Source organism: Bradyrhizobium sp. CAR08 (assembly GCF_052871955.1).
Genome location: NZ_JBIXJX010000019.1, coordinates 93,193 through 114,511 on the forward strand (window position 1 = coordinate 93,193; position 21,319 = coordinate 114,511).

Annotated in this window: 18 protein-coding genes and 1 tRNA gene; 8 read left to right on the top strand and 11 right to left on the bottom strand. The window is 63.9% G+C overall.

From position 1 onward, the window contains the following. Positions 1–4 precede the first annotated feature (4 nt). The 4 genes from ACIPUD_RS31770 to ACIPUD_RS31785 all read right to left on the bottom strand — a co-directional run bounded on the left by ACIPUD_RS31770 (position 5) and on the right by ACIPUD_RS31785 (position 6,082). On the bottom strand, positions 5–3,043 hold the full coding sequence (locus ACIPUD_RS31770) for an efflux RND transporter permease subunit (RefSeq protein WP_446482226.1): 3,039 nt from the start codon (positions 3,041–3,043) through the stop codon (positions 5–7). After that, complete coding sequence (locus ACIPUD_RS31775; protein WP_446482227.1) at positions 3,040–4,155, bottom strand: efflux RND transporter periplasmic adaptor subunit; 1,116 nt, start codon at positions 4,153–4,155, stop codon at positions 3,040–3,042. Before ACIPUD_RS31775 ends, ACIPUD_RS31770 begins: the two co-directional genes overlap by 4 nt. A 61-nt stretch (positions 4,156–4,216) precedes the next feature. Continuing rightward, entirely contained in the window at positions 4,217–5,299 is a 1,083-nt protein-coding gene (locus ACIPUD_RS31780; RefSeq protein ID WP_446482228.1) for a calcium:proton antiporter, read from the bottom strand. Positions 5,300–5,572: 273 nt separating this feature from the next. Further along, positions 5,573–6,082 carry a DUF2867 domain-containing protein gene (locus ACIPUD_RS31785; protein ID WP_018453046.1) on the bottom strand — a complete coding sequence of 170 codons (510 nt, stop codon included), beginning with the start codon at positions 6,080–6,082 and terminating at the stop codon, positions 5,573–5,575. A gap of 273 nt (positions 6,083–6,355) precedes the next feature. Between ACIPUD_RS31785 and ACIPUD_RS31790 the strand changes: the two genes are divergently transcribed. Continuing rightward, on the top strand, positions 6,356–7,378 hold the full coding sequence (locus ACIPUD_RS31790; RefSeq protein WP_446482229.1) for an LLM class flavin-dependent oxidoreductase: 1,023 nt from the start codon (positions 6,356–6,358) through the stop codon (positions 7,376–7,378). Positions 7,379–7,421: 43 nt separating this feature from the next. Here ACIPUD_RS31790 and ACIPUD_RS31795 read toward each other — a convergent pair whose 3' ends face one another. The 5 genes from ACIPUD_RS31795 to ACIPUD_RS31815 form a co-directional block, all read right to left on the bottom strand. Continuing rightward, positions 7,422–9,002: a hypothetical protein gene (locus ACIPUD_RS31795; protein WP_018453044.1), complete on the bottom strand. Its 1,581-nt coding sequence runs from the start codon at positions 9,000–9,002 to the stop codon at positions 7,422–7,424. 78 nt (positions 9,003–9,080) lie between these two features. After that, entirely contained in the window at positions 9,081–10,244 is a 1,164-nt protein-coding gene (locus ACIPUD_RS31800; protein ID WP_446482230.1) for a glycoside hydrolase family 5 protein, read from the bottom strand. 2 nt (positions 10,245–10,246) lie between these two features. Further along, positions 10,247–12,400 carry a GumC family protein gene (locus ACIPUD_RS31805; protein ID WP_446482231.1) on the bottom strand — a complete coding sequence of 718 codons (2,154 nt, stop codon included), beginning with the start codon at positions 12,398–12,400 and terminating at the stop codon, positions 10,247–10,249. A gap of 151 nt (positions 12,401–12,551) precedes the next feature. Next, positions 12,552–12,710 (bottom strand): hypothetical protein, encoded by a 159-nt coding sequence (locus ACIPUD_RS31810; RefSeq protein ID WP_018453041.1) that lies wholly within the window; start codon positions 12,708–12,710, stop codon positions 12,552–12,554. A 698-nt stretch (positions 12,711–13,408) separates the two neighbouring features. Continuing rightward, the gene (locus tag ACIPUD_RS31815) at positions 13,409–13,855 is read right to left on the bottom strand and encodes a hypothetical protein (RefSeq protein WP_247820953.1); all 447 of its coding nucleotides are present in this window, start codon (positions 13,853–13,855) and stop codon (positions 13,409–13,411) included. A gap of 267 nt (positions 13,856–14,122) precedes the next feature. Between ACIPUD_RS31815 and ACIPUD_RS31820 the strand changes: the two genes are divergently transcribed. Then, positions 14,123–14,347: a hypothetical protein gene (locus tag ACIPUD_RS31820; protein WP_446482232.1), complete on the top strand. Its 225-nt coding sequence runs from the start codon at positions 14,123–14,125 to the stop codon at positions 14,345–14,347. A gap of 129 nt (positions 14,348–14,476) precedes the next feature. Here ACIPUD_RS31820 and ACIPUD_RS31825 read toward each other — a convergent pair. Both ACIPUD_RS31825 and ACIPUD_RS31830 read right to left on the bottom strand, forming a co-directional pair. Beyond that, positions 14,477–14,553: transfer RNA gene (locus ACIPUD_RS31825), tRNA-Arg, on the bottom strand. Between the two features lie 163 nt (positions 14,554–14,716). Next, entirely contained in the window at positions 14,717–16,216 is a 1,500-nt protein-coding gene (locus tag ACIPUD_RS31830; RefSeq protein ID WP_446482233.1) for an ATP-binding protein, read from the bottom strand. 382 nt (positions 16,217–16,598) lie between these two features. On the opposite strand from ACIPUD_RS31830, the gene rpmH reads away from it, so the two are divergent. From rpmH to argB, 6 genes are all read left to right on the top strand, one after another. Continuing rightward, positions 16,599–16,733 (top strand): 50S ribosomal protein L34, encoded by a 135-nt coding sequence (gene rpmH, locus ACIPUD_RS31835; RefSeq protein WP_008542748.1) that lies wholly within the window; start codon positions 16,599–16,601, stop codon positions 16,731–16,733. Positions 16,734–16,760: 27 nt separating this feature from the next. Continuing rightward, positions 16,761–17,174: a ribonuclease P protein component gene (gene rnpA / locus ACIPUD_RS31840; protein WP_018453036.1), complete on the top strand. Its 414-nt coding sequence runs from the start codon at positions 16,761–16,763 to the stop codon at positions 17,172–17,174. A 13-nt stretch (positions 17,175–17,187) separates the two neighbouring features. Next, positions 17,188–19,035, top strand: coding sequence for a membrane protein insertase YidC (gene yidC / locus ACIPUD_RS31845; RefSeq protein WP_026232445.1), 1,848 nt, complete (start codon positions 17,188–17,190; stop codon positions 19,033–19,035). A gap of 111 nt (positions 19,036–19,146) precedes the next feature. Further along, positions 19,147–19,800, top strand: coding sequence for a ribosome biogenesis GTP-binding protein YihA/YsxC (gene yihA, locus ACIPUD_RS31850; RefSeq protein ID WP_018453034.1), 654 nt, complete (start codon positions 19,147–19,149; stop codon positions 19,798–19,800). Beyond that, complete coding sequence (locus tag ACIPUD_RS31855) at positions 19,800–20,165, top strand: DUF423 domain-containing protein (RefSeq protein ID WP_018453033.1); 366 nt, start codon at positions 19,800–19,802, stop codon at positions 20,163–20,165. The genes yihA and ACIPUD_RS31855 overlap by 1 nt, the downstream gene beginning before the upstream one ends. Positions 20,166–20,396: 231 nt before the next feature. Further along, positions 20,397–21,284, top strand: a complete 888-nt coding sequence (gene argB / locus ACIPUD_RS31860) for an acetylglutamate kinase (RefSeq protein WP_007597683.1) — start codon at positions 20,397–20,399, stop codon at positions 21,282–21,284. Positions 21,285–21,319 lie beyond the last annotated feature (35 nt).

Consider the following 21,319-nt stretch of genomic DNA (forward strand, 5'->3'; position numbering starts at 1 on the left):
GGAGTCAGGCTCCTTTAGCCGAGCGGAACAGCAGAAAGTATCCTGCCGGCACGAAGAAGAGTGTCAGGACGGATGCGACGGCTAGTCCCGACATCATGAGCACCGCCATGGGCTGCCACAACGCGCCGCCGGCCAGTGCCATCGGTGCGAGCCCGAGCACCGTGGTGGCGGACGTCAGGAGGATCGGACGAAGCCGTTTTTCCGACGCAGCGACGAGGGCTTTCCGCAGCGGGAGCGTCTCGCGCTCGATGTCGATCTGATCGATCAGCACGATGGCGTTGTTGATGATGATCCCCGACAGGCTGATGATGCCCAGCGTGCCGAAGAACGAGAGCGGTTGTCCCGTCGCCAACAGCCCGAACGGAATGCCAATCAGGATCAGCGGTATGCTGACGAAGGTCAGGAGCGTACGACGGAAGGAGTTGAATTGCAGGATGATCGCCAGCACCATCACGGCGAGCGCGACGGGAAAGCCGGCGGCCAGCTTCTGGTTCGTCTCGGCGCTTTTCTGGATCTCGCCCCCCACGGTCACGTGATAGCCGCCGGTCATGTCCATCTCGTCGAGCCGGGGCTGGATCGATTCCAGTAGCTGCCCGGCCGTCAGGGAGGTGCTGCGGGCCGTGACCGTGATCGTCCGTTCCTGGTTCTTGCGGCGGATCCGCGCGAAGTCGAACCCGGGCTTCAGCCTGGCGACCTGCGCCAGCGAGATAAGCCCGCCGTTCTTCGCGAAGGTGGCGCTGGTGAGGCCTTCCAGGCTCTGCGAGGTGTAGGCGCCGGCGCGCAGTACGATGGGGATGGCGTTGTCGCCTTCGCGGTATATCGAGACCGCGGTGCCGCTGAAGTAGGTGTTCAGCAGTCGGGTCACTTCCTCCGAGGTCACCCCGAGCTGGCGGGCACGGTCCTGGTCGATCTCGACGACCACCTTGACGATCTTGTTGCCCCAATCGTCGTCGTTCTCGCGCACGTCCGGAGCCGCCTGCAGCAGGGATCGGACCCGTTCGCTGAAGCCAAGCAGCCGGTCCCCATCGGACCCCGAGATCTCGAGCTCCACGACGCCGGATTCCACCGCGCCCATGGCCAGCCGCTTGATTTTGAAGCTTGCCTCCGGATGGTTGGCGTAGAGATACTTCCAGGCGCGATCGGCCGCACGCACCGCGCCTTGATAGTCCGTGGTATTGACCAGGAAGAAAGCGGACGCCGGGTCCGGAGGGACGGGGGTCAAGGTGAGGTAGAACCTCGGGCCGCCATCTCCGACGTACAGGATCTGGCTGGAGATTTCAGGGTTGGCCGTTTTGTCGCCCAGCCATCGCTCGATCTCGCGCGCGCGAGCTTCGGTCTGCGAGATGTCGGTCCCGTCAGGCATGTTCATGTAGACCAGAAACTGGCTCCGTTCGCTGAGCGGAAACATCTCCTTTGGAATGCGTGGGAATTGTGTAAGCGCGATCACGACCAGCGCGACGCAACCGGCGAGGACGATGGGCGAGAAGCGCAAGGCCCGGCCGAGCGCGGTGGCATAGAGCCGCTGCAGCCGTGAGGGCGCGGCATCCTCCGTTCCGGAGCCGGCTCGCCGGCCGATGAGCCACACGGTCAAAGCGGGAAGGATGTACAGCGCCGTGATCCAGGATCCCCCAAGCGTGAGCGCCACCACGGCCGCGAGCGAGAACGCATACTCGCCGGACGCTCCGGACAGCAGCATGAGCGGCAAGAACGCCGCTATCGTAGTGATCGAAGAGATCAGGAGCGGCAGCGCATACTGTGCTCCGGACGCCAATCCGGCCTCCTCGGGAGGCACTCCGCGGCCGATCCGGCTCACGATGTCCTCGACGATCACGACGCCATTGTCGACCAGCAGACCGAGCGCGATGATGATCGCCGCGATCGAGACCTGCTCAAGCGCGATCCCAAGAGCCCGCATCCCGATCAACGAGAACATCACGGCGAACGGCACGATCATCGCGGCGATGGTGCCCGCCCGCAGGCCCAAGAAGACCACCACCAGCACGGCCACCACGACGAAGGTCTGGGCCACGCTGGAGAGGGCCGAATTGACGGAGGCGCTGACCTGATCGGCCTGGTAGGTGGGGAAGGAGAGGGCGAAGCCGATCGGGAGCCGCTGCTCAAATTCGCGTGCCGCCATACGGAGCTTGACACCGATCTGGGTGACATCCTGGTCCGGCTGCATGATCACGCTGAGGACTACAGCAGGACGGCCGTTGAAATAGATCGGCTTAACCTTTGGAGAGACGTAATCCCGGCGGACAGTGACGATGTCAGCGAGCCGGACCAGGCTGTCGGTGCTGCCCACACGGGTCAGCATGGTCTCGATCGCCCGCACGTTCGGGAAATCTCCGGAGGTCTCCAGCAGGAGGCGCGTGCCGTCCGCGTTGATGTTGCCGGACGGCAGCACCACGTTCTGCCCCTGTAGATCCTTGATCAAAGCGTTCACCTGAACGCCGATCGCGGCCAACTTCCGGGTATCGAGTTCGAGCCAGACCCGTTCGTCCTGTACGCCGTGAAGCTCGACCTTGGAGATGCCGGCGATCTGATACAGCTTCTTCCGGAAATCCTCGGCCGCATCCTTCAGCTCGCGCGGCGAAAAGCCTTCGCCCGTGATGGCGATGGTGGCGATCGCAACGTCGCCGAAGTCGCTGTTGACAAAGGGTCCAACGACGCCGTCGGGCAGTTCGACCTTAGCATCGGCCATCTTGTCGCGAAGCCGCTGCCAGGTGGCAGTGACGTTCGCGACCTCGTCCTTCAAGTCGACATAGATCGTCAGGGATCCTTCGCCCGCAAGCGTCCTGATGTCCTTGACCTCGGCGAGCTCGCGTACTTTTCGTTCGATGGGAATCGCGACTAGATTTTCCATCCGCTCGGGGGCCATGCCCGGGAAGAGGGCCGACACGACCGCAGTCCGGATGACGATCACGGGGTCTTCGCGCTTCGGGAAGTTCGGATAGAGCCCGATCCCGGCGATCAGAAGCCCGATCATGGCCATGATCGTGAATCGAGACCGTGCAAGTCCGAATCGGGTGAGGAGATTCACGGCGCGGCGTCCTCCAAGGGAAGCAGCTTCACCTTCTGTCCGTCGGCGAGGTACGACACCCCGGCCGAGGCCAGGATATCGCCTGGCTTGACGCCCTCCACGACGACCAGGCGATTGTCCCGGATCCCGCCGACGGTGATGGTGCGTTTCTTCACAGTCGAACTTGCCTCGTCGTAACCAAACACGGTCCCGGTATTCTGCAGCACCCTTCCGCCGTCGGGCACAAGCACGCTGAGCGGGACGAGGAAGCCGCTGCGACCCACGACCAAGGGCTCTTCGATCGTGACCTCGACCGACATGCCGGCGTTCAGACCCGGGGCGGTGTTCTCGAGCCGGACGACAACCGGGAAGGCCGACACTTGCTCCGCCTTCGACCCGAGCTCCTTGATCTCGCCCTTGAGCGGCAGGTCAGGCTTGTCGGCGACCTTGACCGCAATCTTGGCTCCAACCTCTAGACTCTGGAAAGTCGCGGCCGGGACCAGAAAGGACATCTCGAAGCTGTCGTCGCTGTAGAGCGTGGCCACCGGCTGCCCCGCAGCGACTTGCGCAAACGATTTGACTTCGACCCGGGAGATGGTCCCGGCGAAGGGGGCCAGCAGCTTGCTCCGGTCCAGGTTTTGGTTGGCCAATTCGAGTTGGCGCCGTGCCTGGTCAACTTGGGCCCTGGAGCTGAGCAGGGTGGCGTTCGACTGTTCGAAAGCCGCTTGGGTGGAGACGCCCCGCTTCAGGAGCTCTTCCTTGCGCTGGAAGTCCGACTGAGCGTTGTCGAGCTGCGCCTGCGCCTGCTGCACACCGGCGCTGGCCTGGTCCACCTGGCTCTGCAGCGATCTCGGGTCGATTTCGGCGAGGACGTCCCCGAGTTGCACCTTCTGGCCGACGGTGAGGCCAACGGTCTTCAACTGCCCGCCGATCTCGAACGAGAGGCTGCTGACGTCGGCCGGCTGCAGCACGCTCGGAAAGCGCCGAACACGGCTTTCGGCTGTCGCAGCGACCTTGTAGGCGCGCAGACCGCGGACAGGCTGTTCGTTCGCTTCCTTCTTCTTCTCTCCACAGCCCTGCAGGCCGACGACAAGGAGGCCCAAAGCGGTGAATCGCGCGAGATGTCGGATCATCGGGCATTCCTCGAGTCCTGCCGAATTCGACCGTTCGGAGCGGCCGCGTAGTTCCGGCAAATCACGGCACCACCGCGAAAAACAGAAACGCGGCGAAGATGACCAGGTGGACGACGCCCTGCAGCACCGTGGTGCGCCCGGTCCCGAGCGTGATTACGCTCAACAGCAGCGTGAGCATCAGCAGGCCCAAATCCTTTATGTCCAACCCGAGTTCGAGCCGATAACCCATCGCGATCGAGACCGCGGCGACCGCGGGGATCGTCAGCCCGATGGTCGCAAGCGCCGAGCCCAGGGCCAGGTTGAGACTGGTCTGCAGCCGGTCGCTTTGGGCCGCCTTCACGGCCGCCACCGCCTCGGGAAGAAGAACGAGCGCGGCGATGATCGTGCCGACGACTGCCTTGGGCACCTGAAGATAATCGATGGCGCTCTCCACGCTGGGGGTCAGGACCTTTGCAAGGCCCACGACGGCCACAAGGGAGACGACGAGGAGAGCGGCACTCAGACCGGTCGTTCTGTTGTCCGGAGGAGGCGAATGCTCGTCCGCCGTGGCACCCTTCGCGGCCAGGAAATAGTCACGGTGCCTGATCGTCTGAACGAAAACGAACGCCAGGTACAGAACCAAGGACGCAAGCGCGGCGAACACCAGCTGCGAGGTGTTGTACAGCGGGCCGAGTTCTTGCGCCGCAAGGTTCGGAAGCACCATCGTGAGGCTGGTGAGAGCGACGAGCACGGCGAGAGCGGCGCCGGCGCCTTGCGCCTGGAAACCCTGTTCACGGTGCCGGACGCCGCCCCACAGCAGGCAGGCCCCCACGATGCCGTTGCAGACGATCATGACCGCCGCGAAGACCGTGTCCCGGGCCAGTCCGGCTTTCTCGGCAGGCGCTGCGATCATCACCGAGACGATGAGCGCCGTCTCGATCACGGTCACCGCTAACGCGAGGATCAGGGTGCCGAACGGCTCGCCGACGCGGTGAGCGACCACCTCGGCGTGGTATACGGCGGCGAAGACCGTGCCGAACAGGGCCGCGCCGGCGGCTGCGTATACAATTCCGCCGCCGCTGAGAACCAGGCTGAGCAACAAGATGGCCCAGGCGAGAGCCGGCCAAATCCACGTCCAGCGCGCTGTCGTACCCACCACACCCATGTCGATCCCCCGGTTCTTGATCGCGTCTCAGGCGCGATTCTCATCCCGACGGCCGGCGCCAAGTACTGTGATGGGCCGGCCTCTTGTGACCTCCCATCATACGCGGGAACCTCCAATGATTGAAAGACATCCGGAAACAGCCAGGGGTTTTCCTCGCGGCTTAGGTCCGCTTCGGGTCACAAGCGGTCCTCGACAGATTGCGCGGCAAGTCAGCTGAGGGGCCAGAAGCCGACTCGTTGGTCGACCGCAGCCGGTCACGACCACCAAGCCTGCTCAATTCTTCATTGCTCTTGCCGCCTGTTCCAAACTGGCCGGAACGATCACGCGATGAAACGGTGCTATCGTAGCAAGATAGATGCGCCCCAGTCGGTTATGGCAATGCACCACGGTACCCGCGACCAGCTCGCGCCCATTTGCTGCATCGGCGCGAAGTTGAATGGTGACACGGAAGTCGAGATGCCGGTCATCCGCACCCACGACCAACTCCGTCGCACTCTTTGACAGCACCGGGAAGAAGCCGATAACCGGCCCACGCGCCGCCGCGGCAAGACCGACGGCGCGCGACGATTTGACCGCGACTGCCGCCATCACCACATCGCGGACACGCGTGAGCGCACGAATCCACCACGCCTGTCGCTCGAGCGCGGCGCGTGCCAGCACCTCTACATCATCGCTGGCGCCCGCCGGCAGTTGAATTGCAAAGGCGTCCAAAAGGTCCGCGCCCGCGTAAAGCGGCGCAAGCACGCTGTTGCTGGGCATCGGCACGGCGCGCGCTTTTGTCATGGGATCAGGTACCGCATGCCGGGGAGGGGCGTAGCGCAGCCGGCGTTGCAGAGGATCTTGCCGCCGCCGTCCTTTTATATCCACGCGCTCTGCATCGCAACAATCCTGCGGCGCACATGTCTCAGTTAGGCCAAAAGGCCAGCTGGCAGCGATGTCTGCTTCGGTCCGCTTCCCCCTCGAGGAGCGGCACTTACCCATACGCGCTTCCCAGGTCGTCATCTTTCCTCCGGCCGAGATGTCGCAAACTCCTCCCGTCCTCCATATGTTGCCTCCATGAAAAAGATCGGATTCCTCTCCTTCGGGCACTGGACGCCCTCGCCGCAATCGCAGACCCGCTCGGCTGCGGACACGCTGCTGCAATCCATCGAGCTTGCGGTTGCGGCGGAACAGCTCGGTGCGGACGGCGCCTATTTCCGCGTGCATCATTTCGCGCGGCAGCTTGCCTCCCCCTTCCCGCTGCTGGCGGCGGTCGGTGCCAGGACCAGCACAATCGAGATCGGTACGGCCGTGATCGACATGCGCTACGAGAACCCGCTGTACATGGCGGAGGACGCAGGCTCTGCCGATCTCATCGCCGGCGGGCGCCTCCAGCTCGGCATCAGCCGCGGCTCGCCCGAGCAGGTGATCGACGGCTGGCGCTATTTCGGCTACCAGCCGGCCGAGGGCGAGAGCGACGCCGACATGGGCCGGCGTCATGCCGAGGTCTTTCTCGACATCTTGCGCGGCGAAGGTTTTGCAAAGCCCAACCCGCAGCCGATGTTCCCAAATCCACCGGGGCTGTTGCGGCTCGAGCCGCATGCGGAAGGCCTGCGCGAACGGATCTGGTGGGGTGCCGGCTCGAACGCGACGGCGGTCTGGGCCGCCAGGCACGGCATGAATCTGCAGAGCTCGACCCTGAAGAACGACGAGACCGGCGAAGCCTTCCATGTGCAGCAGGCTGCGCAGATCCGCACCTATCGCGCAGCCTGGAAAGAGGCCGGCCACGCCCGCGAGCCGCGCGTCTCCGTCAGCCGCAGCATCTTCGCGCTGATCGACGATCGCGACCGCGCCTATTTCGGCGGCGAGCGCGGCAGCGAGGACCAGGTCGGCTTCATCGACCCGCGCACCCGCGCGATCTTCGGCCGCTCCTATGCGGCGGAGCCGGATGCGCTGATCGAGCAGCTCCGAGCGGACGAGGCGATCGCCGAGGCCGACACGCTGCTGTTGACAATCCCTAACCAGCTCGGTGTCGACTATTGCGCGCACGCGATCGAGGCGATCCTCACGCATGTGGCGCCGGCGCTCGGGTGGCGGTGACGCCTGGACTGCGCGCAATTTTTGAGGTTACGGCTTTTAAAGGCTACGTCGCGGGCTGGTAGTGTGCCAGCCGCTCCGGGTCAGCATCCGGAACGGAGACCGTCTGCGCCCTGATCTGGCTGCCGATGACCAGTCCGGTGAGCGAGAGCATGAGCCCCAGCGCCAGCGGCGCGAACAAGGCCTCTTCCTGAAACAATCCATTCAGCAGCACGACCATGACGCCGAAGCCCGCGAGCCCCTGCGTCAGATATCCGGAGAACGCATAAAGACGCCAGGCCTTCAGCGCCACCGCGAAATGAAACGCCAGCGGAACGAGGGCGGCGATGCCCATCTGGTACAGCAGGACCCCGATCGCACTCTCGACGGCGCCGTTGGTCGTTCCGGCGGCCTGCGCGGCGCTCCAGTCGATCGAGAAATAATCGTCCGACAGATTTCCGCCGACGCCCAGGCCGCGGCCAAACGGCTTTTCGAGAAATCCGTTCAAGCCGCCCATGAGGCCGAGGACGTGATAGTCGCCGATCTGCAAGCCGACGCGGATCGCGACAATTGCAAACACGATCAAGGCCACGAAGCCGAGCCATAGCGTCACCACGGCGCCGAGCAGACGGGTCGATATCCAGGCCGTGGCGACGAACACCACCACGATGAGCGCTCCCTTCACGCTGCAAACGATCAGCAGCGGCAACGCCACGAGGGCCAGAACCGGACGCCCTACCGAAAACAGGAAAAGCCCGAAAAACGCGATCCCGTACGCGAAGCTGATCGGGTGCATATTCGGTCCGTGGATGCGGAGGATCTTCGACACGCCGAACCCTTCGAGCAGGGGCGTATTGAGAAAGTCGAAGCTGAAGCGATCCTTCAGATCGACCGGCACGTTGCCGGTGGCGCGCATCTCGGCTTCCCAAGCGCCGGAGCGGGCCGCCTTGAGCTCATCGAAACCCCAGAACGTGTAGCCGTTGGTGACGGCCAGCCAGAAATCCCGAAACGCAAACTCGACGTATCCGCACAGGATCAGAATGACTCCAAGCGTCACCAGGAATGGCGTGGCGCGAACCTCATAGGTCGCGGCCGTCAGCAGCGAGAGCTGAAACAGGAACAGCGGCAGCACGATGTTGCGCAGATAGACCGTTGCCGCCTGGCCGTCCTGGACGAAGCCGATCGCGAAATACAACGACACCACGGCGAGGGTCACGACGCCCCAGCGCATGATCTGATTGACCTCAGTCGACCGGTTCCTTTGGCCGGCGACGTAGAGCCCAAATGTCGTCAGCCACATCACGGAGCAGACGAGAAAATTATAGCCTTTGATGAAGTCCAGGTCGGACGGCGCCGAAATCAGCGGCGACAGGATCGAGACGAACAGGTTCTGGAAGAAGAGGACGAAGATCGCGATCGCCGGCGCGTAGGTTGGAGCCGCAACCACGATGGCGATGGCGACGAGAACTTCGACGGTCAGGGACAGGACCGGGCTCGCCCCGTGCAGGACCGGCACAAAGCCGATGGTCGCGATGGCGATGCAGAGCGTCGGGATCAGCTCGCGCCAAGGCGAACGTGAAGGCGAACGCGAAGGCTCGGGACAGCCCGCCTGCACGGCTTGAAGATGCGGTGAGGTCCCGCCACTCATGACTCGTCCTTTGGCGCAGCGCGGCGGCCACGATAGCGGCAGGATGCGTAAGGATTCGTTAACGATGACGGACCGGCTTCAGCGGCGGCCCGGCTTCGCGGCGCCGAACAGCGCGCGCATGACGTCGGGATCGGGCTTGCCGGTCCCGTTTTCGAGCAGGCCGAATCCCTGCGCCAGCTCCCAATGCGCCCAGCCCCAGCAATGCGCCCGCGCATATGCGGTCACGGCCGCGAGCCAGCGTACGCGGCTGTCCCGGGGCGCTGCGGCTTTCAAAACGCCAAATTCGTTGATGATGATCGGCCGCGAAAATTGCTGCTGCCACGCGACCGCGGGCGCGAGCCACCGGCTGACATCCGGCTTGTCCCTGGCGGCGGCAATCGCCGTGTCGAGCATGACGAGCGCCTTCGTCGCGCCTCTGTCCTGCAAATCCCGGCGGAGCGCCTGAACCCCGGGATCGCCGGCGCTGATCGGATAAGGCAGATCCGTGATGTCGTGCAGCGGATCCTGCACGTCCCAGTGGCCCTGGTGTGTGAACACCATGGGATCGTAGAAATGGATGGCGTAGACGACGTTTGGATCCGGCAACGGGCGAAACCGCGGCAGCGAGTCCGCGCGTTGCCAGTCGACCGGGCCGACGATCAGCGTGGTCGCGGGAAGCAATTGGCGAACGAAGGCGGCGAGCGTTTCGACCTGCTTTTGCCATCTGTCGGCTTCGATGTCGGGCTCATTGAGCAGCTCGGCGAACACGCGGTCGGCCGGCAACGATTGAATGACCCGGGCGAGCATGCCCCACGCATCCTCCAGCTCGCGCAGCGAGGCGTCGGCGTCGTCCTTGTGCAGGCGATTGAAACGATCGCCGGGATGAAGATCGACGGAGATCGAATAGCCGAGCGAGATGAACTGCTTCAATGCCTTGTCGAGCGCACGCAGCGTCTCATCGCGTTCCGCTTTCGAAGCGAAGCGCAGCATCACGCGCTCGGCCGGCACCGGCAAGCGGACATGACTCATCCCCGCCTTGCGAAGCTGCTGCAGCAATTCGCGAGTTGGAGGCGCGGATTTTTCGCCATTGATCCAGCCGTCGGCATTGAACCCGCGCGACAGTGCGGCGAGCCTGTCCGGCGCGACGGTCTGCGAGGCAGGTACGCAAGTTTCGGCCGATGTCGAGGAGGCGAGCGACGTTGGCATCAAGATCGTGGATAGCAAGATCGTGGCAAGGAGCAGACGACGGCACGGCGTCGCCATCGTCAAACCGCCCTGCTAAGCGCACCGCCGTCCGGGTGAGGCGCGGCAGAGCCGGCGGGCGCATGATTGACGACGAGACCGGTCGGCACGGTGGCGTACTTCGACAGCGCGGCGGTCACCCGTCGCATCGCCGCCGAACCGAGCTCGCCGGCGCGCACTACCGGGATGATCAGGTCCGCGTGCGCGGCGAGCGCGATCGCATCTGGCTGCAAGGCAAGATTGTTCGCATGGACGATGATCAAGTCGAACTCCGAGCGAATGTCGTCCTCCGGCCGCGCATCGGCCTTCCTGCCGGCGCTCAGCAGCTCGTCGATCGACTGGAGTCCTGCCGTGGTCGAGCCGTCCTGCCATTCGGTCACCGGCGGCTGGGCGCCCGCGAATTCCGGCTGCAGCCGGATCAGCACGCTCATCATGCCGCGATTGACGGCCGCGCGGTTGAGCGAGCGCGCAACGGTGTTGCCGCCGGCGCTCTTGCCGACCGACAGCACGAGGGCGACCTTGCAGCCACGCACCGGGGCACGATCGATACGCTCGAGCAGCGGACGCAGGTAAGCGCCGAGATCGAGCTCGGCTGGGGCGGCAATCGGTCGTTGCCAGACAGTGTTGGGCGCAGCTCCCGACATCAGTTCGGGAATGCGGGACCAGACCGGAAGGTTCGGCATCGCCTCGGGTTGCTGCACGGCCGGAGCCGGACGTTGGGCTTGCCGCTTGGGCGTCTCCCTCGCCTCCGCCCGCGCGGGCGTTCGAGCCGGAGCCTCGGCAGGATCGGACTTGTCGGACATGCTCGTCATCGCCGCAACCGTAGCGGTTGACGTCAGCAGCGAGCCGATCGCGAGCGCGGCGAGCAGCAAGGCGAGCGGCGGACGCGTCGAGCGCAGCGGCGGGATCGCGGGCGAAGCGATCTTGGTCTGCGAGCTCTGAAGCTGACGCTGCTCGTTGGTCGTCTTGAACCGCGACAAAAACTGCTCGTAGATGTTCTTGTTGGCATCGGCATCGCGCTGCAGCTCCTGCAGCTTCACGAGCGCCTGGCCGTCCACCAGCATCTGCGTCTCGACCGCCTTGAGCTGCTTTTCCAGCGCGGCCTGCTGCTCGAGCTGGGCCTCGTATTCGGACTTCGCGGTGTCGATGTTCTTCTTCCGCTCGACCTCGATCTGCCTGTTGATGTCAGCCAACTGGCTGTAGGAGATCGCAAGATCAGGATGGCGGTCGCCGTAGACCGCCTTCTTCTGTGCGATCTGGTCGTTCAGGGTCGAGCGCTGCGCGCGCAGCATGCTCAGGAGATCCTGCTTCACCGGACCTTCGACATTGGCCTTGAGATCGCGCTGCACCTGCTCGTAACGCGCCTTGGCTTCCTCGGTGCGCGCACGAGCCGCGGAGACCTGCTGGTTCAGGTCGGTCACCCGCAATTGCTGGGTGGTGGAATCCTTGCCGGCATTGAGGATCTTGTGCTCGAGCCGGAAGGCTGCGACGGCGTCTTCCGAGACGCGCAGGCGCTCGCTGAGCGTCTTCAGCCGGTCCTTGAGCCAGTCGGCCGCCTCGTCCGTCGCATCGCTGCGCACGCGGCTCTGGGTCGCGACGAACGCCTCTGCGATGGCATTGGCATAATACGCTGCCCGCTCCGCACTGTTCGAGGTGAACGAGATGGCGATGACGTAAGTCAGGCCGCGACGCGAGATATCGAGGCGGCTGCGGAGTTTTTCGAGCAGGCGCGTCATGTCGGTATGACCGCCTGAGATATCCTCGTCGTCGGCGATCTTGAGCTTCTCGATCAGGGGCCGGAGAAAGCCGTCCGACTTGGCGATCTCGATCTGGCTCTGAAGCGCAGCGGCGTCCTGGCCGATGCCAGGCAGCACGTCCTGATCCGTGGTCACGCGCAGCTCGCGAGGATCGACCACGACGAGCGCCGTCGCGGCATAGCGGACCGGCAGCACCATCAGCACGGCGACGCCGAGCGCGAAGAGTGCCAGCGCCAGCATCAGGATGCGCCGGCCGTTCTCACGCAGGAAAGAGAACGCGCCGGTGAGGGTCAGCGATCCCTTGATCAGCGCGGGGGCGGTGTTGTCGGGCGTCGCCGCCGCAGCCCGCGGCGCTTCCCACGAAGCCGCGGGCTCCGTCGGGGCGATGCTTCGCGGAGATGCGCTTCTACCGAACGCCATGGGGTTGGACTCGAAATCAACTAACAGGCACAGCCTAGAGACTTGCTGCACCGTAAATATCCATGGTTAACCCGCGGTTACGGCTGCCGCGAAGCTCGATAAACGGTTCGTTAAGGAGACGACGCACTTCGACGACCCGGCGCGCCGGATCTCAAAACAAAGCGGCGTTGCCAGCCTGCCCGTAGATCATTGCGGCCACGAGAGAGAGCAGCAAGCCCGCGCCCGAAAAGATCACGAGGACTTTCAGAGTTTCGACATCAACGTTGGTTCTCGTCGCGCGGGATATCGCCTTTGCCAGTGCAGCCATCATCGCCAGCTCCGAACAGGCCGCGCGGAGGCGCGACCTGTTTTGTCTAGCGTCATTGGGCGCATTTGCGTGTGAAGCAGATTACAAGTGATGTTGCGTGCTGCACCTCGCACCGCCGGCCGAGCGTGCCTGGATCTTACCATTCATAGCGCACCGCGCCCTTGCCTGCGCAGCAGCGCGTGACGTTGCCCTCGCGTATCACGGTCGGTCGCGCGGTATGCATCTTGTGCGGGAATCGGCCGACTTGCTGACACTTTGCGGTGCAGGCTCGCGGCCGGTATTATTCTCAACTGATTCTCGTCTGACGAGGTACGGATGTCGCGGCCGATCATCGGCGCGGTCCCTGTCAGGCGGAAACGATCTTGGTGCCGAGGATGATTCGGCGTCGTCAGGGGAGGACAATTTGCCATGCCTGGGATGACTGGACTGCAGCTGGCCGGCGCTGTCGCCGCGGAGCGCCCCGGGACGATCATCCTCCTGAGCACGGGATACGCAGAGATTCCCAGCAACGAACGATCCAGCCTGCCGCGTTTATCAAAGCCATTCGACCAGGCTGCGTTGGCGAAGGCAATCGAGGCGGCAATGCGCGAAGACGAGCCAAGCGGATCCATCGTCGCTTTTCGGCCGAAGAGCGCGTGAAAGCCGGATGATGAATGGCGCACCGTCTGGTGCGGTCCCGATTCGGAAGCGCCAATGGTCCATCAAATCCCGCCGGGAAGCTCAACGCCCGCTTCCGTCAGGTCACGGAGGAATTTCCGCACCAGGAGCATGTTGGTTCTCTGCAACTCGTGATTATTGCCGAACTTGAACTGGTTGGCTTCGGTTACGATCAGACCCTGGTCGGTCTCGCGGAAAATGCCTTGCTTCTTCAAGCGATCGGCGCGCCGCCGAACGGTTTCGATCGGCAGACCGAAAAAGCGGGACAGGGCGGCACGGGAAACGCCCTGCTTGATCTTGTCCGGCTCCACCGCCTGGATACTGCCAAATTGCCGGTCGAGTTCGGGGGACTTCATGATCTTGAGAACGTTGGCGTTCAGGACCGCATGAATGATCATCAAGTCCAGCGGATCGAAATCGTAGTGGCGGAACATTTCGCTGGCTGCGCACAGCATGTAGGCCAACGAGTGGCGGGAGACGGTTCGGATCAAATCCGACGCGATGTCCTCGCCTTCAGTCGTACCAACCATCACCAGTCCCCGCTTCTACGGATGTCCGGTCCGACGCCCACAAGCCGGTTCTATGTATCCGTGGCGCACCGCGCGTGAGGCAGGACCGGTCTGCTGTTTCCCCCAATATGGGTATGGTTGCGGTTCAATCGGGTCAATAGCCGGCTTGTCGGCAATATCATTTTCACCGATACGGGATTGAGTGGCCGGGCGCGCAATTGGCGCGTGCCAACGGTGGTCGTAGGCCAAATGACATTCATCATCGAAGCTGTAAAAGACGACTGCCGCACCGTGGATTTCCGTGACAGCGCGATCGTTGCGGTGATCCTGGCCCGCAAGCATGCGGTGAATGGTTTTGTGGTGTCGATCAGGGCTCCGGACGGGCAGCTTTTTTCCGCCGATCAGTTCAACCGTTTGCTGACGAGCAAGGGGCTTGGTTCGGATCCGGCGGCGCAAGATGTAGGGCGGCGCTAAAGCGGGCTTTGTCGGCGGTACGCAGAATCCCGAACAGTGCAATTGATTGTCATCGCGCCGAAACGGGTGCGCCGCCTGCGGACGAAACGAATGGATGCGGCAAATCGGCGTCGATCGCGTATTCGAAAATGGCGCGCCCGGAACGATTCGAACGTCCGACCCTCAGATTCGTAGTCTGATGCTCTATCCAGCTGAGCTACGGGCGCGTTTTTCGCTGACATTGCGGGCGTGGCCCGCAGGCAGCCCCCGGCGACGCCGGAGGGGTGCGAAAGAGCGCCCTGACTAACCGCTCTTGCCCCAATTGGCAAGGTCCGGATTGAGGTGATTTTGCTGGGAAATGACGGTTTCCGCACTCAGCCGCCGGCCGGCCTACGCCCGCGCCCGCTCGTTGCGGACGGAGAGCAGTTCCACGGGGCGGTCGGGGATGACGATCCGGAAGGTGGCACCGATGGTGCCTTCGACCAGATGGATGTCGCCGCCATGGGCGCGGACCAGCTCGGCGGCGATGGCAAGGCCAAGGCCGCTGCCGCCGGGGCGGCCGGAGGTCTGGAATGCCTCGAACAGGTGTTCGCGGGTCTTCTGCGGCACGCCAGGGCCGGTATCGGAGACCTCGATGATGGCGACCGCGCCCTCGCGTTTTCCCGTGATCCGGATCTGCTGCGCGCCGCCCTCGGCGGACGCATGGCTTTCCAGCGCCTGGGCGGCGTTGCGGACGAGGTTGAGCAGCACGCGGAAGAGCTGGTCGGGATCGGCATCGACCGCGAGCCCGCGCTCGATTGCGGCGACCCAGGAGATCGAGGCGTCGGAGGCAAGGCCAGCGGTCTCGCGCACCTCAAGCACCACCGGCTCGATCATGATCATGCGCCGGTCGGGCGCGGCTTCCTGGGCGCGGCCGTAAGACAAGGTCGACTGACAGAAGGCGATGGCGCGCTCGAGCGAGCGGACGAGTTTTGGCGCAAAGCGCTGCACCCGCGGATCCGGCACGCTGGCGAGCTGGTCCGACAAGAGTTGTGCCGAGGCCAGCAGATTGCGCAGGTCGTGATTGATCTTGGAGACGGCGAGGCCGAGGGCGGCGAGCCGGCTCTTCTGATGCAGCATCGACATCAGGTCGCGCTGCATGTCCGATAATTCGCGCTCGGCAACGCCGATCTCGTCGCTGCGCTGGCTCGGCACGATGATCCCCGCTGAACTCTCGGGATTTTCGTGGAAGCCGACCAGGCTCGCGGTCAGCCGCCGCATCGGGCGCACGAAGAGATAATGCATGGCGAGATAGACGAGGCCGGCGGTCAGCACCGCGATGATCAGCGCGACCACCACGACGTTGCGGGAGAATCGGTACATCGACTGCCGCAGCGGCAGCTCGTCGGTGACGATCTCCATGAACTGGGCGTTGCCGACGCCGGGCCCGACGATCCGGATGGCCTGGTTGCCGGTCTCCAGCATCATCCGGAACGAGCCGGTGATCGCCTCCCACGCCGTCATGTCGCGCAGGTCGATATCGTGCTCGATGGCGGCGGGCAGATTGTCGCTGGCGAGCAGGCGACGCTGCTGGCCCATCTTGATGGCGACGGCGCGCGCATTGATGCTTTTCAGGATCTCGCGCGAGAGCGAATCGGGGACCATGCCGAGCGGCGCCGCATCGAGCACCAGCGCTGCCGTGTTGGCCGCGGCGACGCGGTCGTTGAGCCGGTTGACCCAGAAGTTGGCGATGGCCGGCACGTAGAGCAGGATGGCCGCGATCATCACCAGGGGGACGGTGAGCAGCAGCAGCTTGCCGGACAGCCCAAGTCCGCGCGTCCCACGCGGCAGCGCCGCCGGCGGGTCCCGCTGATCCCCATCCTGGATCGGCTGGAGGTCTGTCGCTGCCACGAAATTCGCCCTCGCTGCCTTTACCGGGTTGAAGATTTGGCTGGTGAAGGGTTTGGCGCGTATGAAGATGCGGCCCGCCCCCAGCGCGGTCAAATTACAGATCGTCAATCTCCCAAGGTCGGATGTAAGCGCAGATTTGGCGAGTCGCTACCTCAAGGGTTAAAAACCCCGCACAAACAGCGATATTCGCCGGAATTGAGCTCTTGTGCGGCGTTGACGAAAAGAAGGCGCTCGCTTATAAGCCGCGCAATTGTCCGCGATGACCCGGTGTGACCGCCGGGAGCGGCTCTCTTGGGGCCGAAAAAGGCCCGTTTTGGGCAGCATCTTCCGGACTTTATCATCAATTCTACAGGCAAATTGCCCGGTCAGCGGAGAAAAACCCGTGAAGCGGACTTATCAACCCAGCAAACTGGTGCGCAAGCGCCGTCACGGCTTCCGTGCCCGTCTCGCCACGGCCGGCGGCCGAAAGGTGCTCGCCGCCCGCCGCGCTCGCGGCCGCAAGCGTCTGAGCGCCTGAGCCGGACCCCCTTTTTGGGATTTCATCATGGATCGGCTGAGGCAGCGAGCGGATTTCCTCGCCGTTGCCAATGGCGCGCGGGTGAATAGCCCCGCGTTCGTCCTGCAAAGCCGCGGTCGCGACGATAGCGGCCCGATCCGGATCGGCTTCACCGTCACCAAAAAGAACGGCAACGCCCCCGAGCGCAATCGCATCCGGCGCCGGCTTCGCGAACTGGTGAAGCGGCTCGATCCGGTGTCGATGCAGCCCCATCATGATTATGTGCTGGTCGGCCGAAGGGACGCGCTCTCGCGCGGCTTCGCCACCATGCTCGACGATCTGCGCATAGCGTTCGCGAAGCCCGCGCGGCATACGCACAAGGGACGCGGCTCAAAAAGCAGCCCAACAACCGACGGCTTAAAGCCCGGCCCCGCTCCTGCGACCAGCCGCAAACCGGATTGATGACGAGAGAATGATGACCGACAACCGCAATACCATCCTCGCCGTCATTCTGTCGGGCTTCGTGCTGATCGCCTGGCAATATTTCTACAACATGCCGGCGATGGAGAAGCAGCGCGCCCAGCAACAGGCGCAGGCCGAGCTGCAGAAGACCACGCCGCAGCCGACGGCTTCCGCTACGCCGGGCGCCACGCCGCAGGCCGGCAGCACGGCCCAGCCGTCGACGCCGAGCGCGAACCAGCAAGCCCAGCCGGTTCAAAGCCGTGACACCGCCATTGCTGCCAGCCCGCGCGTGAAGATCGAGACGCCGCGGATCGCCGGCAGCATCTCGCTGAAGGGCGGACGCATCGACGATGTCGCGCTGGTGCAATTCCGCGAAACGGTCGATCCGAAGTCACCGCCGATTATTCTGTATTCGCCCTCGGGGACCGCGGAGCCGTATTACGCCGAGTTCGGCTGGGTACCGGCGACGGGCGTGACGGCGAAACTGCCGGACGCGCAGACCGTCTGGCAGCAGGACGGCAGCGGCAGCCTGACGCCGACGACCCCGGTGCTGCTGAAATGGGACAATGGCGAGGGCCTCAACTTCCGTCGCACCATCTCGGTCGACGACCACTACCTCTTTACCGTCAAGGACGAGGTGAGCAATGTCGGCAACGCGCCGGTCACGCTCTATCCGTTCGCACTGATCTCGCGCCACGGCACGCCGCAGGTCTCCGGCTACTACATCCTGCATGAAGGCCTGATCGGCTATCTCGATGGCTTGCAGGAATACGCCTACAAGAAAATCGACGAAGCCAGGACGGTGAACTTCAAGGCCACCAATGGCTGGCTCGGCATGACCGACAAATACTGGGCCTCGGCGCTGCTGCCGGACACCAGTGCGCAGATTCAGGCGCGCTTCTCGTCGAATCCGAGTGGCAACGTCCACACCTACCAGACCGATTATCTGCTCGATCCGGTCACCGTCGCGATCGGCGGCTCCGCGACCGCGAACGCGCGGCTGTTCGCCGGCGCCAAGGAAGCCAGCGTTGTCGGCATCAACTTCCCGCTCGCCGGCCATGGCGGCTACAACAAGGAACTCGGCCTCAACCATTTCGATCTGTTGATCGACTGGGGCTGGTTCTACTTCATCACCAAGCCGATGTTCCTCGGCCTCGACTTCTTCTACCGATTCTTCGGCAATTTCGGCATCTCGATCCTGCTCGTGACCGTGATCGTGAAGCTCCTGTTCTTCCCGCTGGCGAACAAGTCCTACGCCTCGATGGCGAAGATGAAGTCGGTCCAACCGCAGCTTCAGGCGCTGAAGGAGCGCTACCCTGACGACAAGGTGAAGCAGCAGCAGGAGATGATGGAGATCTACCGCAAGGAGAAGATCAATCCGGTCGCCGGCTGTCTTCCCGTGGTGATCCAGATCCCGGTGTTCTTCTCGCTGTACAAGGTGCTGTTCGTCACCATCGAGATGCGGCACGCGCCGTTCTTCGGCTGGATCAAGGATCTTTCCGCGCCGGACCCGACCAACCTGTTCACTCTGTTCGGGCTGATCCCGTTCGATCCGACCACCATTCCCGTGTTCGGCCACTACCTCGCGCTCGGCATCTGGCCGATCATCATGGGCATCACGATGTGGTTCCAGATGAAGCTGAATCCGACGCCGCCGGATCCGACGCAGCAGATGATCTTCAACTGGATGCCGCTGATCTTCACCTTCATGCTGGCGGGCTTCCCGGCGGGCCTCGTGATCTACTGGGCCTGGAACAACACGCTCTCGGTGCTTCAGCAGAGCTTCATCATGCGCCGCAACGGCGTGAAGGTGGAGCTGTTTGACAATCTCAAGGCGACGTTCGCGAAGAAGGCGACGTAGCGGTCGTCATTGCGAGGCAAAGCGACGAAGCAATCCAGAGTCCCTTCGCGGATGCATTTTTGGATTACTTCGCTTCGCTCGCAATGACGCGGACAAACAGAAAGCCTTCGCATGACCGACGACAAAGATGCGAAGCTGATCGAGGTCGGGCGAAAGCTGTTCACGCGCGACTGGCAGTTCATCTGGGCCTCGCCCTCGACTGAAACGCTGCCGCCGATGGCGGGGCTGGAGATCGCTTTTGCCGGCCGCTCCAATGTCGGCAAGTCCAGCCTGATCAACGCGCTGACCGGCCGCAACGCGCTCGCGCGCACCTCGCATACGCCGGGCCGCACCCAGGAGCTGATCTTCTTCGAGGTCCCCGGGAAAAGTGACCTGCGCCTGGTCGACATGCCCGGCTATGGCTATGCCAAGGCACCGAAGAGCCAGGTCGCGTCCTGGACCGAGCTGATCCACAAATTCCTGCTCGGACGCGCGAGCCTCGCGCGCGTCTACGTGCTGGTCGACGCGCGGCACGGCCTCAAGGACGTCGATCTCGAAGTCCTGAAGACACTCGATCGCTCCGCGGTCAGCTACCAGCTGGTTCTGACCAAGGCCGACCAGATCAAGGCCGCCGAGCTTCAATCGCGCATCGTCGAGACCGAGGCCGCGCTCGCCAAGCGTCCGGCCGCGTTCCCGAACGTGCTCGCGACCTCGTCGCGGAGCGCAACCGGCATGGCCGAGCTGCGCGCCGCGATCGCCAAGCTGCTGGAAGAGCGCACCTCGTAATGGCGGCGTTCCGCCTGTTGATCGGGCTTGCCGGTATGATGGGCGCCGCCGGCGTCGCGCTGGCCGCCGCTTCCGCGCATGGCGGCGATGCGAGCCGGCTCGCCGCCGCAAGCGCCATGCTGCTGTTTCATGCAACCGCCATACTCGCGACCGTCGCCCTGCTCGGGCGCGGCCTTCTGCACGGCGGAATTGGCATCATCGCCGCGTCCGGCTTCGCAGCCGGCGCCGCGCTGTTCGCGGGCGACCTCACCTTGCGGCAATATGCCGGCCATTCGCTGTTTCCATATGCGGCGCCGACGGGTGGATCGGTGATGATCTTGAGCTGGCTGGCAGTGACGCTCGCGGCGGTGGTGGGAAAGAAATAGTGGCTCTTTGTTCCTTCTCCCCTTGCGGGAGAAGATGGCGCGAAGCGCCGGATGAGGGGTTCTCTCCACGAACTCACTATTGCGCGCGCGGAGAGAACTCCTCACCCGTCTCGCCGCTATCGCGGCGATCCACCCTCTCCCGCAAGGGGAGAGGGGAAGAACATCACTTTGCGCCCCGCCCGCCAATCGGATAGAACGCGGCCCGAGTATCCCGCCAGCGAGATCCGCCTCATGACCGAAATCTCCCCGCTCGACCAGGCCCGCATCCTGTCCGAAGCGCTGCCGCACATGCAGCAGTATGACGAGGAAACCATCGTCATCAAGTATGGCGGCCATGCCATGGGGGACGAGGAGACCGCGAAGAATTTTGCCCGCGACATCGTGCTGCTCGAGCAGACCGCGATCAATCCGGTGGTGGTGCATGGCGGCGGCCCGCAGATCGCGACCATGCTCAAGCGCCTCGGCATCGTCTCGGAATTCGCAGCCGGCCTGCGCATCACCGATGCCGCCACCATCGAGATCGTCGAGATGGTGCTCGCCGGCTCCGTCAACAAGCAGATCGTCGGCTACATCAACGAGGCCGGCGGCAAGGCCGTGGGGCTCTCTGGCAAGGACGCCAATATGGTGAAGGCGTCCAAGACGACGCGCACCATCATGGATCCGGACTCGCACATCGAGAAGGCGGTCGATCTCGGCTTCGTCGGCGATCCCGAGAAAGTCGATCTCACGCTGCTCAACCAGCTGATCGGCTACGAGCTGATCCCCGTGCTCGCGCCGCTCGCGACCTCGAAAGAGGGGCAGACGCTGAACGTCAACGCCGACACTTTCGCAGGTGCCGTGGCCGGCGCGCTGAAGGCAAAGCGGCTGCTGCTGCTCACCGACGTGCCGGGCGTGCTCGACAAGTCCAAGAAGCTGATCCCGCAGCTCTCGGTCAAGGACGCGCGAAAGCTGATCGCGGACGGCACCATATCGGGCGGCATGATCCCGAAGGTCGAGACCTGCATCTACGCGCTCGAACAGGGCGTGGAGGGCGTCGTCATCATCGACGGCAAGATGCAGCACGCGGTGCTGCTCGAGCTCTTCACTAACACCGGCACGGGCACGCTGATCCACAAGTGAGAGAAGAGCGGACAGGAACAGTGCTGGGAGAGCGG